Here is a 12,719-nt window from a genome sequence, read left to right on the forward strand (position 1 = left end):
GCTGCGCCTTACCCGGCCTACGACATCAAACTCACCTGCGCCGCCACGATGCGCCATCCGTAGGCAAACCGTACCCACGTCTGCTGCTGGCGGCCAATGCGTTCCGTGCTCTCCCGTGTAAACTCGGTGCTGCACACGGCATAATCCTCTCCGAAGGTGGTGATGACGGTGTGGCGCAGCGTCCGCTGCAGCCCGGCGGCGGGGCGCGCCGCACGAAAGGCGCGGATTTCATCAATCCCGTACAGGTTTTCACCCGCCCCCAGCCGCACCGTGTTTTTGTCGTGCCAGAACAGCTCGTCCAGCACCGCAACGTTGTTGCTCACCAGCGCGTCCTCATAGCGGTAAAACGCGGCCGTCACCTCGGCAACCACCCACGGGAGGTTAATATCATCGTGATTCATCATGCTGCTATCTCCGCCGGACGGGCATCGGTGATGCCGCTCTCCTCCAGAACCCGCGCGACGCGCAGGCAGGCCTGCTCGTTAAACGGCGCGGCAATCAGCTGCAGGCCGATAGGCGCACCCTGCGCGGTACGCAGCGGAACGGTGGTCACGGGCAGGCCCAAAAATGATATCGGCTGAGTCAGCATCCCCATGCTGGCGCGAATGGGAAGTGGCTGACCGTTAATCTCCATGGTCTGCTCGCCCGCCAGCGTGGCGCTGCGCGGGGTGGCCGGGGCGATCAGCACGTCGGCCTGCGCGAACAGGGTTTTAAACGCCTGCCGGGCGTGCGCGCGGAACCGCTGGGCCTGAATATACCAGGCGGAGGGGATCATCGCCCCGGCCAGCAGGCGTTCGCGGGAGTGCGGCTCAAAGCGCTCGGGCTCGCGGCGAAGCGCGGGCAGGTACTGGTTTCCCCCTTCCGAGGCGCTGATGATAAACGCCGCAGAGCGCGCCAGCTCGGCGTCCGGGAACTGCAGCTCCTCCTGCACATCGAGCGCCTTCGCCACCCGCGCCACGGCGTCTCTGGCGTCCGTGTCGCACCAGGTGGTGAAGTAGCCGCCGAGCACCGCGCAGCGCAGGCCGTCAAGCCCGCGATCGAGCAGGGGGCGCGTCTGCTCGCGGGAGCTCTCTGCCTGAGAACCGTCGCTGCTGTCCCGCCCCTGCAGCGCGTCGTACACGGACGCCAGGTCGCACACGCGGCGGGCAAAGGGGCCGATATGATCCAGGCTTGCGACGAACGGATGGCTGCCGGATCGCGACAGGCGGCCAAAGGTGGGCTTCAGGCCATAGATGCCGCACAGGGAGGCCGGAACGCGAATTGAGCCGTTGGTGTCGGTGCCGAGCGAGAAGTGCACCAGCCCGGCGGCCACGGCGGCGGCTGAGCCGCCGGACGAACCGCCCGCAATCCGCGCCAGGTCGTGCGGGTTACGCGTCGTGCCGTAGTGGCTGTTTTCGGTGGTAAAGCCGTAGGCGTAGGCGTCCATATTGACCATCCCGGTCAGCAGCCCGCCCGCGCTGCGCAGCTGGCGCACCGCGAAGCTGTCAGCGGCGGCGGCAGGACGCTGGCTGAACAGCTCGGCCCCGGCGAGGGTGGTATGGCCGGCAACGTCGAACAGGTTTTTCACCGCATAAGGCACGCCCGCCAGCGGCGGCAGGGGACGCTTTTCCCGTCGCAGGGTATCTATATTGTTGGCTTCGGCGAGCATGCGTGCTTCCGTCACGGCGGTCCAGGCATTGATCTGTGGGTTCACGCGCGCAATCGCCTCCAGCGTCTGGCGGGCAATCTCACGAGCGCTCAGCTCTCCCGCGTTCAGCGCATGCTGGATCGCGCCGATACTCATCTCGTGTAGCCTCATGCTTTATACACTCCTGCGATCTCCAGACGGTCGTCGAGCGGCAGCGCCATCAGCGGAGCGGCCATGCTGGCAATGCGGCTGAACTGCAGCTGCAGCTCGGCGCGGCGGGCGTCGTCCAGCTCAACGCCGAGCACGGTTTCCATTTGCGCCAGATAGGCCTGCCAGTCGGGTTGGTGTGTCGTCATTTTTTTCTCCTCAGAATCCGGCTGTCGCGCCGTTGCTGCGCGGGTCAAATGCCCCTTCGAACAGCCCGTTGGGGTGGCGAACAATGGCGCCCGCGTGGCCCATGGCTTCACTAAAGTCAGGAAAAAGCTCCACCTCGTGACCGAGGGCCTGCAGGCGCGCGACCGTCTCGGGTGAAAAACGCCCTTCAAGCTTTAAGGTATCCGAGGTTTGTCCCCAGGTACGTCCCAGCAGCCAGCGCGGGCGGGTGATGCTCTCCTGCAGGGGGACGCCCTGAACAACGTAGCGGGTAAAGAGCGCGGCCTGGGTTTGCGGCTGCCCGTCGCCGCCCATCGATCCGTAGACCATCACGCGACCGTCCTTCAGACGCGCCGCCGCCGGGTTCAGGGTGTGGAACGGCTGTTTGCCCGGCGCGAGGGCCAGAAGATGAGCCGGATCGAGGCTGAACGATGCGCCCCGGTTCTGCCAGACGATGCCTGTATCGGGCAGCACCACGCCGCTGCCGAACTCGTGATAGATACTCTGGATAAACGACACGGCGAGCCCGCTTTTATCCATTACCCCCATCCACACCGTATCGCCGGGGCCTTTGCCGGCTCCCCACGGCGCGGCGCGGCCGTCGTCAACCCTGTCGGCAAGCGCCTGCAGAGCGGCGGGATCCAGCAGACCCTGAATATCGGTTTTCAGCGCGCGCGGGTCGGTGATGTGGGCATCGCGCAGGCCAAAGGCCAGCTTGGTGGCTTCAACGATGCGGTGAAGGGTTTCGGCGTCGTCGGCTTCCGCCATGTTCAGGCGGTCGGTAATGCCGAGTATCGCCAGCGAGACCAGCCCCTGCGTCGGCGGGGCGTGGTTAAAGATCTCCCCCTGCTGATGCTGCAGCTTCAGCGGCGCGGTGCGTCGGGCGGCGTGAGCGTTGAGATCGGCCAGCGTCACGGGGAGATCCAGCGTCTCCATGCCGTGCGCCAGGACTTCCGCCAGCGGGCCACGATAAAAGCTGTCCAGACCGTCTTCCGCCAGGCGCGTCAGGGTCGTGGCCATGGCGGGCTGATAAAAACGGCTCCCGACCTGCGGCGGCTTGCCGTCCACCAGCCAGGTTTCCGCGAAGCCGGGAACGTCCTTCAGCTCGTCGAATTTACTGGCCGTGGCATGGGCCTGAGAGGCTGTGACCGGCGTGCCGTTTTGCGCATAGTCAATGGCGTCGGCCAGCAGGCGAGCCAGCGGCAGCGCCCTGTCGGTCATCTCGCGTGAGACCTTCAGCGCCTCGTCCCAGCCGCTCACCGTGCCAGCGACGGTTAGCGCCGCACGGGGGCCGCGATGGGGGATCTGCGTGAGCCCGTCGTAGGCGGCCAGCGTCGCGCGCGATCCCGCCGCGCCGCTGGCATCGATGGCGACAGGTTCGCCTTCCGGGGGCACAATAAGCCAGAAGCCATCGCCGCCCAGCCCGTTCATGTGCGGATAAACCACGGCAATGGTGGCCGCCGCGGCGACCATTGCCTCTATCGCGCTGCCGCCTTCGCGCAGCACGGCCAGCGCGCTCTGGCTGGCGAGGTGGTGGGGCGCAACCGCCATACCGTGTGTGGAGACATTACTTTGCATGAGGAGTCCTCGTAACCCTGAAGGTCACAAGGTGCTGCAAAAGCTGTTCCAGTTCTGAAAGAAAAGTTTCAGTAAACTGGCACGTATAATGAAAGGTAGAATGAAAGGCAAAATGTGATGAAACAAAAGTTACAGAGGCGCTATGGAACAACTGGATGAACGTCTGAAAGCACAGTACCCGTCGCTGTCGCCGCAGGAGCAGCGGGTGGCGGACTTTATTTTCGACCATTTTGACGATCTCATTAGCTACAACAGCGCCGAGCTGGCGCAGCTGAGCGGGGTGTCGAAAGCCACGGTGAGCCGTCTGTTTAAGCGTCTGGGCTATGAGAAATATAAGGATATGCGCGACGAGCTGCGCACCCTGCGCCAGAGCGGGATGCCGCTCACCGATAACCGCGATGCGGTGCAGGGCAATACGCTGCTGGCCCGTCACTATAAGCAGGAGATGGCGAACCTGACCCAGTGGGTCAATGCCCTCGACGCGCAGCAGTTTGCCGACGCCATGGCCTGCATGGTTAAGGCGCGGCGCATCGTCATTATCGGCATGCGTAACGCCTATCCGGCGGCGCTGCACCTGCGCCAGCAGCTGCTGCAGGCGCGCGGTCAGGTGCTGGTCCTGCCGCAGCCGGGGCAGAGCCTGGGCGAGGAGCTGGTGGATTTAACGCCGGACGATCTGGTGGTGGTGATGGCCTTCCGCCGTCGCCCGCGCATTATCCGCCCGCTGATGCAGCAGCTTCAGAGTAGCGGTATTCCGGTGCTGCTGATGTGCGAGCCGCAGGCGCACAGCCTGTTCCCGCTGGCGAGCTGGCAGCTCTGCGCCCCGCTGGACAGCGTCTCGGCCTATGACAGCTATTCCTCGGTCAACAGCCTGATCAACCTGCTGGCGAATGCCTTCCTGCATGAAATTCTCGATAAAGGCCGTCCGCGCATTCACGAAATTGCCTCCCTCTACCAGCAGCTGGACGAACTCGAACAGCGATAATGGGGCATCAGGCTGGTGCTTTGCATTGAAATGGTGCAGGTGACGGGGCGGAGAAACGCACGTTTTTTCGACCCGCCCGCGTTTTATCAGGCTTCTCAACAATATTCCCCGCTTCGCCTTATCTGGCACATTAGTTGCAAAATCACACTCAAAGAATCTTTTGTTTCATGTTAACGTTACGGGGAAGCACCATGAAAAAATTGTTGATTGCACTGGCCGGGGCCGCATGCCTCTTCACACAGCTGCCGGCAAAGGCTGACCAGCTTCAGGATATCGAGAAGCGCGGCACCATTCGCATTGCCGTGCCGCAGGACTTCCCGCCGTTTGGCTCGGTGGGGACCGATCTGCAGCCGCAGGGCTACGACATCGACATGGCGCGCTACCTGGCTAAACAGATGAAGCTCAAGCTGCAGCTGGTGCCGGTGACCAGCGCCAACCGCGTGCCGTACCTGCAAACCGACAAGGTGGACCTGGTCATTTCCAGCCTCGGTAAAAACCCGGAGCGCGAGAAGGTAATCGACTTCAGCCGCGCCTATGCCCCGTTCTTCCTCGGCGTGTTTGGTCCGAAAGGGGCTGAACTGAAGGATGCCGCCGCGCTCAGCGGAAAAACCATCGGCGTGACGCGCGGGGCGGTGGAGGACATGGTGCTGACCGGCCTGGCGCCGAAAGACGCGGACGTGAAGCGCTACGAAGACAACAACACCACGCTCTCCGCCTACCTCTCCGGACAGGTGCAGTACGTGGCAACCGGCAACCTCGTGGTGGCGGCCATTTCGCGCCAGAACGCGGCGAAAGCCCCGGTGCCGAGCTTTATGCTGAAAGACTCGCCGTGCTTTATTGGCCTGAAGAAGAACGAACCGGCCCTGAAGGCAAAAGTGGATGCGCTGATTGAGCAGGGCATCAAGGACGGCACGCTGAACGGCCTGTCTGAGCAATGGCTGAAGGCTCCGCTGCCGGCAAACCTTGGCGCCTGAGCCGATGACTGAGCAACTTGATTTTTCAGCCCTCTGGCCGCACTGGCCGGAGCTGCTGGCCGGGCTGTGGGTCACCGTTCAACTGACGGTGATGGCCACCGTCGGCGGGCTGGCAACGGGGATTGTCGGGGCGGCGATCCGCAGCGGACGCACGACCTGGTTCAGCCGGATCTGGGGCGCGTACGTGGAAATCATCCGCAACACGCCGTTTGTGGTGCAGCTGTTTTTCATCGTCTTCGGCCTGCCGAATCTGGGGCTGAAGATGACGGCGGGGGAAGCGGCGCTGCTGGCCATGGTGGTGAACCTGGGCGCCTACAGCACCGAGATTATTCGCGCGGGCATTCAGGTCACGCCGAAAGGGCAATGGGAGGCCGGTCGCGTGCTGGGGCTGACCCGCCTGCAGACCTTTATTCGCGTGGTGCTGCCGCCCGCGCTGCAGCGCATTTACCCGGCGCTGGTGAGCCAGTGCATCATCGTGATGCTCGGCTCGTCGGTGGTATCGCAGGTCTCCTATGAAGAGCTGACCTTCGCCGCCAACCTGATCCAGTCCAGAACGTTTTTAAGCTTTGAGGTTTATCTGGTGACCACCGGGATTTACTTAGCGCTGTCGATTACCCTGCGCCAGCTGATGATGGCGGCGGGACGCAAATGGCTGGGGGTGCAGGCATGATGACCACCTTTACCGACTGGGACATTATTCGCAATCTGCTGCTGGCCGGGCGCTGGACGGTACTGCTGTCGCTGGTGGCGTTTGTCGGCGGGGCGGCGGTGACGCTGCCGCTCCTGCTGCTGCGCCTGACGGGCGGGCGCACGGTGAAGCGCATTATCCGCGGCTATATTGAGCTGTTTCAGGGCACGCCGCTGCTGATGCAGCTGTTCCTGGCCTTCTTCGGCGTGGCGCTGTTCGGCATCGACGTCTCGCCGTGGACCGCCGCGTCGCTGGCGCTGACGTTCTACACCAGCGCGTTTCTGCTCGACATCTGGTTTGGCAGTATTCGCGCCCTGCCGAAAGGGCAGTGGGAAGCGTCGCGCTGTCTGGGGCTGACCTTCGGCCAGACCCTGTTTCGCGTGGTCGCCCCGCAGGCGCTGCGCATCGGCATCGCCCCGACGGTCGGCTTTGCCGTGCAGGTGATCAAGGGCACCGCGCTGGCGTCGATTATCGGCTTTATCGAGCTGACCAAGGCCGGGACTATGCTGACCAACGTAACCTATCAGCCGTTTAAGGTCTTTGCGCTGGTGGCGCTCGGCTACTTTATTCTGTGCTATCCGCTGTCGCGCTACAGCCGCTATCTGGAGACGAAATTCAATGCCTCTCATCACCATTAATCAGGTGCAGAAGTACTACGGCGATAACCACGTGCTCAAGGGCGTCGATCTGGATATCGACATGGGCCAGGTGATTTCCATTATCGGGCGCAGCGGATCGGGCAAAAGCACGCTGCTGCGCTGCATCAACGGACTGGAAGGCTATCAGGACGGCAGCATCAAGCTGGGCGGCATGACCATTACCGATCGGGATTCCCAGGCGCGTGAAATCAGCCGCTCGGTCGGGATGGTGTTCCAGAGCTTCAACCTGTTCCCGCACATGACGGCGCTGGAGAACGTGATGCTGGCCCCACGTCGGGTGCTGAAGAAAAGCGCCGCTGAATGCCGCGAGCTGGCGCAGCGCATGCTGGAAAAAGTCGGCCTCGGCGATCGTCTGGATTACTACCCGTCGAGCCTCTCCGGCGGCCAGCAGCAGCGCGTGGCGATTGCCCGGGCGCTGGCCATGTCGCCGAAAGTTTTACTCTGTGACGAGATCACCTCCGCGCTTGACCCGGAGCTGGTGGGCGAAGTGCTCAAAGTGCTGGAGCAACTGGCGGCCGAGGGGATGACGCTGATACTTGTTACCCATGAAATGAATTTTGCCCGCGAAGTGGGCGACCGCGTGGTGTTTATGCACCAGGGGAAAGTCTGGGAGCAGGGCGACAGCAAAACGCTGTTCGCCAACCCGCAGACCACGGAACTGAAGCAGTTCATCTCCTCCGTGCGCGGCCTCAACTGATAAGGACTGAACAATGGATATCGCACGCTTTCCGCAAATCAACCCGCCCCAGCGCCTGCTGATGGGGCCGGGCCCGATCAACGCCGACCCGCGCGTGCTGCGCGCCATGTCGAGCCAGCTGATCGGCCAGTACGATCCGGCCATGACCCACTATATGAACGAGGTGATGGCGCTCTACCGCGGGGTGTTCCGCACCGAAAACCGCTGGACGATGCTGGTGGACGGCACCTCCCGCGCGGGAATTGAGGCTATTCTGGTCTCCGCCATTCGCCCGGGAGATAAGGTGCTGGTGCCGGTCTTTGGCCGCTTTGGCCACTTGCTGTGCGAAATTGCCCGCCGCTGCCGCGCGGAGGTGCATACCATCGAGGTGCCGTGGGGCGAGGTGTTTACCCCGGACCAGGTCGAGGATGCGGTTAAGCGTATTCGTCCGCGCCTGCTGCTGACCGTGCAGGGCGACACCTCCACCACCATGCTGCAACCGCTCGCGGAGCTGGGCGCGATCTGCCGCCGCTACGACGTACTGTTTTATACCGACGCCACCGCGTCGCTCGGCGGTAACGCGCTGGAGACCGACGTCTGGGGGCTGGACGCCGTCTCGGCCGGGATGCAGAAATGCCTCGGCGGCCCGTCGGGCACGTCGCCGATCACGCTGAGCGCGCGGATGGAAGAGGCGATCCGCCGCCGCAAGTGCGTGGAAGAGGGCATTCGCACCGACGCCCACCGCGACGGCGACGAGGAGATGATCTACTCCAACTACTTCGATCTCGGCATGGTGATGGACTACTGGGGGCCGGAACGCCTGAACCACCACACCGAAGCCACGACCGCGCTGTTTGGTGCCCGCGAATGCGCGCGGCTGATCCTGCAGGAAGGGCTGGATAACGGCATCGCCCGCCACAGGCTGCACGGCGATGCGCTGCTGAAGGGCATTCAGGCGATGGGGCTGGAGACCTTCGGCGACCTGAAGCACAAGATGAACAACGTGCTGGGCGTGGTCATTCCGCAGGGGATCAACGGCGACCAGGTGCGTAAGCTGATGCTGGAGGATTTTGGGATTGAAATCGGCACCTCGTTTGGCCCGCTGCACGGTAAAGTGTGGCGCATTGGCACCATGGGCTATAACGCGCGCAAGGACTGCGTGATGACCACCCTGAGCGCGCTGGAGTCGGTGCTGAACTACCTCAAATTCACCACCACGCAGGGGGCCGCCATGCAGGCCGCGTGGGACCACTATAGCCGCGAGACGCCGCAATGAGCCCGGCGGCAGAGCGGGTGATGGCGCGCGCCGACGCGCTGGCCGCCATCAGCGAAACCCCGGATGCGCTGACACGGGTCTATCTCTCCACGCAGCATCTGCAGGCCAACCAGCTGGTCGGGGAGTGGATGCGCCAGGCGGGCATGACCGTCTGGCAGGACAGCGTGGGCAACATTTGCGGACGCTATGAAGGTGCGCAGGAAGGGGCGCAGGCGGTGCTGCTCGGCTCGCATCTGGATACCGTGCGCAACGCCGGGCGCTACGACGGCATGCTCGGGGTGCTTACCGCCATCGAAGTGGTGGATAGCCTGCACCAGCAGGGTGTGCATCTGGCGCAGGCCATAGAAATTGTCGGCTTTGGCGACGAAGAGGGAACCCGTTTTGGGATCACCCTGTTAGGCAGCCGGGGTATTACGGGCTCCTGGCCGCAGGGCTGGCTGGAGACGTGCGATGCTCAGGGCATCAGCGTGGCGCAGGCGATGGTGCAGGCGGGGCTCGATCCTGCCCGCGTGGCGCTCGCGGCACGTCATCAGGCCGATTTCAGCGCCTGTCTGGAACTGCACATCGAACAGGGGCCGTGTCTGGAGCAGGAAGGGCTGGCGCTGGGCGTGGTGGAAGCCATTAACGGCGCGCGCCGCCTCAGCTGCCGCTTCACCGGCGAGGCCGGACACGCGGGTACCGTGCCGATGAGTCACCGTAAGGATGCCCTGGCCGCCGCCGCCGAATGGATGGTGCTGATCGAAAACATCACCCGACAGCAGGGCGGCAACCGGGTGGCGACGGTCGGTGAGCTGCGCTGCCTGCCCGGCGCGGTCAACGTGATCCCGGGCGAGGTTGCGCTCTCGCTGGATATTCGCGGCCCGCAGGATGCCCCGCTTGACGCGCTGCTCGCTGAACTGCTGGCGCAGGCGCAGGCGATTGCCGCGCGTCGCGGGTTGAGCTTCAGCGCCGAGGAGTTTTACCGTATCGCCGCCACGCCGTGCGATGCGCGTTTGCAGGATCTGCTGGGGCAGGCCGTTGAATCGGTGCAGGGGTGCTCGTTATCCCTGCCCAGCGGCGCCGGGCATGACACCATCGCGCTGGCGGAGCGCTGGCCGGTCGGGATGCTGTTTGTACGCTGCAGGGGGGGCGTCAGCCACCATCCGGCGGAATCGGTGATGGCTGAGGATGTTGCCCTGGCGATTGAGGCGTTTGGGCGGGCGGTGAGAAAGCTGGCTGACGGTGGCGCGCGTTAAGCCACCGAACGCACCGCATCTTCGATATCCGCGCTCACCCGGACATCCTGCTCGTCAAAGACCATGCAGTGGCGATCGTCGAAGGCCACGTCTATCTTCTGCCAGGGCGCGAACTTCACGTCGCCCGGCAGCAAGATCTTCACGTTGTCATGGCCGTAGCATTGTCCAAACAGGTAAGTATTGTTCCCCAGCCGCTCCACTACTTCACAGCTAAATTCCAGCCGCGTGCCGCGGTGAAGGTCAGTGGTTAAATGTTCCGGACGGATGCCCAGCGTAACCTGGCTGCCCGGCTGCAGCGGTGTGGTGGTTATCGCGAGCGTGAGCGACTTCTGCTGCGACAACCTGACGGTGAGCTTGCCCGGCTGCCAGGCCTCAACGGTCGCCGGCAGAAAGTTCATCTTCGGAGAGCCGATAAACCCGGCGACAAACTTATTCGCCGGTTTGTAATAGAGCTCCATCGGCGCGCCCATCTGCTCCACTTTGCCGTAGTTCATCACCACAATTTTATCGGCCAGCGTCATGGCCTCAATCTGATCGTGGGTGACATACACCATGGTGGTTTTCAGCTCCTGGTGCAGGCGAGCGAGGTGCAGGCGCATCTCCACGCGCAGTTCGGCATCCAGGTTGGAAAGCGGCTCATCGAACATAAAGACGCGCGGGTTACGCACGATAGCGCGGCCAATCGCGACGCGCTGGCGCTGGCCGCCGGAGAGCTGTTTGGGTTTGCGGTCCAGCAGGTGGGAGAGCTGCAGCGTTTTGGCGACCATCTCGACCTGATGGCGGATCTGATCTTTCGGCACTTTATTCACCTTCAGCCCGTAGCCCATGTTTTCGGCCACCGTCATGTGCGGATAGAGCGCGTAGGACTGAAAGACCATCGCCACCCCCCGGTGGGAAGGGGCGATGTCGTTCATCACCTCGTTACCGATCAGCACTTCACCCTCGCTTATCTCCTCCAGCCCGGCAATCATGCGCAGCATCGTGGATTTGCCACAGCCGGAAGGCCCGACGAATACGGCAAACTCACCGTCCTCTATATCAAGATTAACGTTGTGGAGCGTGACGGTGTCGCCAAAGCGCTTGGTGACATTCCTCAATTGTATGTTCGACATCAGTGTTCCCCAGGTAAACCGCCGGGTATGTTTTACGTATAACAATCACGTTCAACGTGGCCGGACGGTGCAATTTGTCTGCCTTGACTATAACTTCCAGCATTCATGCGCCCTATACAGATATTCCATTAATGTTATGACGATCACACAACTTGCAGTTTTATGTAGAGTTATCATGATGTGAAGGGTAGCGTATAGCCAACCAAAGGCATTTGATGTCATACGTACAGCGCCAGTTTTAACAGGATGTATAGCGGGGTTTGTAGGGCGTCAGATGCAATAACAACCATAAAATTGTTATACCTTCACATGAGGTTGATAATGAAAAAGAACATACTCGCTGCTCTGATCCTCTCTACGCTCGCGGTTCAGGCTCACGCTACCGCGCAGCTTAACGTCTGGGAAGACATCAAGAAGTCGTCCGGTATTAAAGATGCGGTCGCGGACTTTGAAAAACAGTACGACGTTAAGGTCAACGTGCAGGAAACCCCTTACGCACAGCAGCTGGAAAAACTGCGCCTGGACGGCCCGGCAGGCATTGGCCCGGACGTGCTGGTCATTCCTAACGATCAGCTGGGCGGCGCCGTCGTACAAGGGTTATTGACCCCCCTGAATCTGGACAATAAGCAGACCGAACAGTACACCCCGGCCTCGATTAACGCCTTCAAAATGGATAACGCCCTCTACGGCGTGCCGAAAGCGGTTGAGACGCTGGTGCTGATCTACAACAAAGATCTCATCGACAAGCCGCTCAACTCGCTGCAGGACTGGTATGACTTTTCTAAACAGCAGCGCGCAAAAAACCAGTACGGTCTGCTCGCCAAGTTCGATCAGATTTACTACAGCTGGGGCGCGATCTCCCCGATGGGAGGCTACATCTTCGGTCAAAACGATAAAGGCGGCTATAACGCCAGCGACGTCGGCCTGAACAAGCCGGGCGCGGTAGAAGCCGTGACGTACCTGAAAAAATTCTACGCTGACGAGATTTTCCCTGCCGGGATAGTCGGCGACAACGGCCTGAACGCAATCGACTCCCTGTTTACCGAAAAGAAAGCGGCAGCCGTCATCAACGGCCCGTGGGCGTTCCAGCCTTATGAAGCGGCAGGCATCAACTACGGCGTGGCGCCGCTGCCCACGCTGCCGGACGGCAAGCCAATGAGCTCCTTCCTCGGCGTGAAAGGCTACGTCGTTTCCACCTGGAGCAAGGACAAAGCGCTGGCGCAGAAATTTATCGAATTCATCAACAAGCCGCAGTACGTGAAAACCCGCTACGTGGCCACGCGGGAGATCCCGCCGCTGACCGCAATGATCGACGATCCGGTAATCAAGAACGACGAGAAGGCGAGCGCCGTTGCGGTGCAGGCCGCGCGAGCCACCGCCATGCCGGGTATCCCTGAAATGGGCGAAGTCTGGGGGCCGGCCAACGCCGCGCTGGAGCTGAGCCTGACCGGCAAACAGGATCCCAAAGCCGCGCTGGACGGCGCAGAGAAACAGGTCCAGATGCAAATCGAAGCCATGCAGGCCAGCAACCAGTAATTTT

13 protein-coding genes are annotated in these 12,719 nt (G+C 62.2%); 8 read left to right on the forward strand and 5 right to left on the reverse strand.

Annotated features, from left to right (window positions below; genetic code table 11):
- Positions 1–17: 17 nt before the first annotated feature.
- Genes hpxZ through hpxW form a run of 4 tightly spaced genes read right to left on the reverse strand, consistent with a single transcriptional unit; the run spans position 18 to position 3,577 of the window.
- Entirely contained in the window at positions 18–404 is a 387-nt protein-coding gene (gene hpxZ / locus AC0TOY_RS23820) for an oxalurate catabolism protein HpxZ (protein WP_032649007.1), read from the reverse strand.
- Complete coding sequence (locus tag AC0TOY_RS23825) at positions 401–1,798, reverse strand: AtzE family amidohydrolase (RefSeq protein ID WP_417927197.1); 1,398 nt, start codon at positions 1,796–1,798, stop codon at positions 401–403. Before AC0TOY_RS23825 ends, hpxZ begins: the two co-directional genes overlap by 4 nt.
- Complete coding sequence (gene hpxX, locus AC0TOY_RS23830; protein WP_024909607.1) at positions 1,795–1,983, reverse strand: oxalurate catabolism protein HpxX; 189 nt, start codon at positions 1,981–1,983, stop codon at positions 1,795–1,797. Before hpxX ends, AC0TOY_RS23825 begins: the two co-directional genes overlap by 4 nt.
- 10 nt (positions 1,984–1,993) lie before the next feature.
- A complete protein-coding gene (gene hpxW, locus AC0TOY_RS23835; RefSeq protein ID WP_473722672.1) occupies positions 1,994–3,577 on the reverse strand; it encodes an oxamate amidohydrolase in 1,584 nt (527 codons plus the stop codon).
- A gap of 142 nt (positions 3,578–3,719) precedes the next feature.
- On the opposite strand from hpxW, the gene hpxU reads away from it, so the two are divergent.
- The 7 genes from hpxU (at position 3,720) to hpxK (ending at position 10,067) form a co-directional block, all read left to right on the forward strand.
- Positions 3,720–4,559 (forward strand): MurR/RpiR family transcriptional regulator, encoded by an 840-nt coding sequence (gene hpxU, locus AC0TOY_RS23840; RefSeq protein WP_248163873.1) that lies wholly within the window; start codon positions 3,720–3,722, stop codon positions 4,557–4,559.
- Between the two features lie 191 nt (positions 4,560–4,750).
- Entirely contained in the window at positions 4,751–5,533 is a 783-nt protein-coding gene (locus tag AC0TOY_RS23845) for a transporter substrate-binding domain-containing protein (protein ID WP_008499846.1), read from the forward strand.
- Between the two features lie 4 nt (positions 5,534–5,537).
- Complete coding sequence (locus tag AC0TOY_RS23850; protein WP_061715578.1) at positions 5,538–6,203, forward strand: amino acid ABC transporter permease; 666 nt, start codon at positions 5,538–5,540, stop codon at positions 6,201–6,203.
- Complete coding sequence (locus AC0TOY_RS23855; RefSeq protein ID WP_213328423.1) at positions 6,203–6,859, forward strand: amino acid ABC transporter permease; 657 nt, start codon at positions 6,203–6,205, stop codon at positions 6,857–6,859. The genes AC0TOY_RS23850 and AC0TOY_RS23855 overlap by 1 nt, the downstream gene beginning before the upstream one ends.
- Positions 6,840–7,577, forward strand: a complete 738-nt coding sequence (locus AC0TOY_RS23860) for an amino acid ABC transporter ATP-binding protein (protein ID WP_008499843.1) — start codon at positions 6,840–6,842, stop codon at positions 7,575–7,577. Before AC0TOY_RS23855 ends, AC0TOY_RS23860 begins: the two co-directional genes overlap by 20 nt.
- A 13-nt stretch (positions 7,578–7,590) precedes the next feature.
- Positions 7,591–8,832 (forward strand): pyridoxal-phosphate-dependent aminotransferase family protein, encoded by a 1,242-nt coding sequence (locus AC0TOY_RS23865; RefSeq protein ID WP_473722673.1) that lies wholly within the window; start codon positions 7,591–7,593, stop codon positions 8,830–8,832.
- Entirely contained in the window at positions 8,829–10,067 is a 1,239-nt protein-coding gene (hpxK, locus tag AC0TOY_RS23870; protein WP_473722674.1) for an allantoate amidohydrolase, read from the forward strand. The genes AC0TOY_RS23865 and hpxK overlap by 4 nt, the downstream gene beginning before the upstream one ends.
- Here the strand turns inward: hpxK and AC0TOY_RS23875 are convergent.
- Positions 10,064–11,179, reverse strand: a complete 1,116-nt coding sequence (locus tag AC0TOY_RS23875; RefSeq protein WP_473722675.1) for an ABC transporter ATP-binding protein — start codon at positions 11,177–11,179, stop codon at positions 10,064–10,066. The two genes, hpxK and AC0TOY_RS23875, sit on opposite strands and share 4 nt — an antisense overlap.
- Positions 11,180–11,500: 321 nt before the next feature.
- On the opposite strand from AC0TOY_RS23875, the gene AC0TOY_RS23880 reads away from it, so the two are divergent.
- On the forward strand, positions 11,501–12,715 hold the full coding sequence (locus AC0TOY_RS23880; RefSeq protein WP_024909614.1) for an extracellular solute-binding protein: 1,215 nt from the start codon (positions 11,501–11,503) through the stop codon (positions 12,713–12,715).
- Positions 12,716–12,719: the final 4 nt, after the last annotated feature.

Source organism: Enterobacter sp. PL_is379, assembly GCF_055817355.1.

What these genes read in the sequence shown, in the direction of transcription:
- hpxZ (WP_032649007.1), bottom strand. Translation starts at nt 404, where the DNA reads ATGATGAATCACGATGATATTAACCTCCCGTGGGTGGTTGCCGAGGTG.
- AC0TOY_RS23825 (WP_417927197.1), bottom strand. Translation starts at nt 1,798, where the DNA reads ATGAGGCTACACGAGATGAGTATCGGCGCGATCCAGCATGCGCTGAAC.
- hpxX (WP_024909607.1), bottom strand. Translation starts at nt 1,983, where the DNA reads ATGACGACACACCAACCCGACTGGCAGGCCTATCTGGCGCAAATGGAA.
- hpxW (WP_473722672.1), bottom strand. Translation starts at nt 3,577, where the DNA reads ATGCAAAGTAATGTCTCCACACACGGTATGGCGGTTGCGCCCCACCAC.
- hpxU (WP_248163873.1), top strand. Translation starts at nt 3,720, where the DNA reads ATGGAACAACTGGATGAACGTCTGAAAGCACAGTACCCGTCGCTGTCG.
- AC0TOY_RS23845 (WP_008499846.1), top strand. Translation starts at nt 4,751, where the DNA reads ATGAAAAAATTGTTGATTGCACTGGCCGGGGCCGCATGCCTCTTCACA.
- AC0TOY_RS23850 (WP_061715578.1), top strand. Translation starts at nt 5,538, where the DNA reads ATGACTGAGCAACTTGATTTTTCAGCCCTCTGGCCGCACTGGCCGGAG.
- AC0TOY_RS23855 (WP_213328423.1), top strand. Translation starts at nt 6,203, where the DNA reads ATGACCACCTTTACCGACTGGGACATTATTCGCAATCTGCTGCTGGCC.
- AC0TOY_RS23860 (WP_008499843.1), top strand. Translation starts at nt 6,840, where the DNA reads ATGCCTCTCATCACCATTAATCAGGTGCAGAAGTACTACGGCGATAAC.
- AC0TOY_RS23865 (WP_473722673.1), top strand. Translation starts at nt 7,591, where the DNA reads ATGGATATCGCACGCTTTCCGCAAATCAACCCGCCCCAGCGCCTGCTG.
- hpxK (WP_473722674.1), top strand. Translation starts at nt 8,829, where the DNA reads ATGAGCCCGGCGGCAGAGCGGGTGATGGCGCGCGCCGACGCGCTGGCC.
- AC0TOY_RS23875 (WP_473722675.1), bottom strand. Translation starts at nt 11,179, where the DNA reads ATGTCGAACATACAATTGAGGAATGTCACCAAGCGCTTTGGCGACACC.
- AC0TOY_RS23880 (WP_024909614.1), top strand. Translation starts at nt 11,501, where the DNA reads ATGAAAAAGAACATACTCGCTGCTCTGATCCTCTCTACGCTCGCGGTT.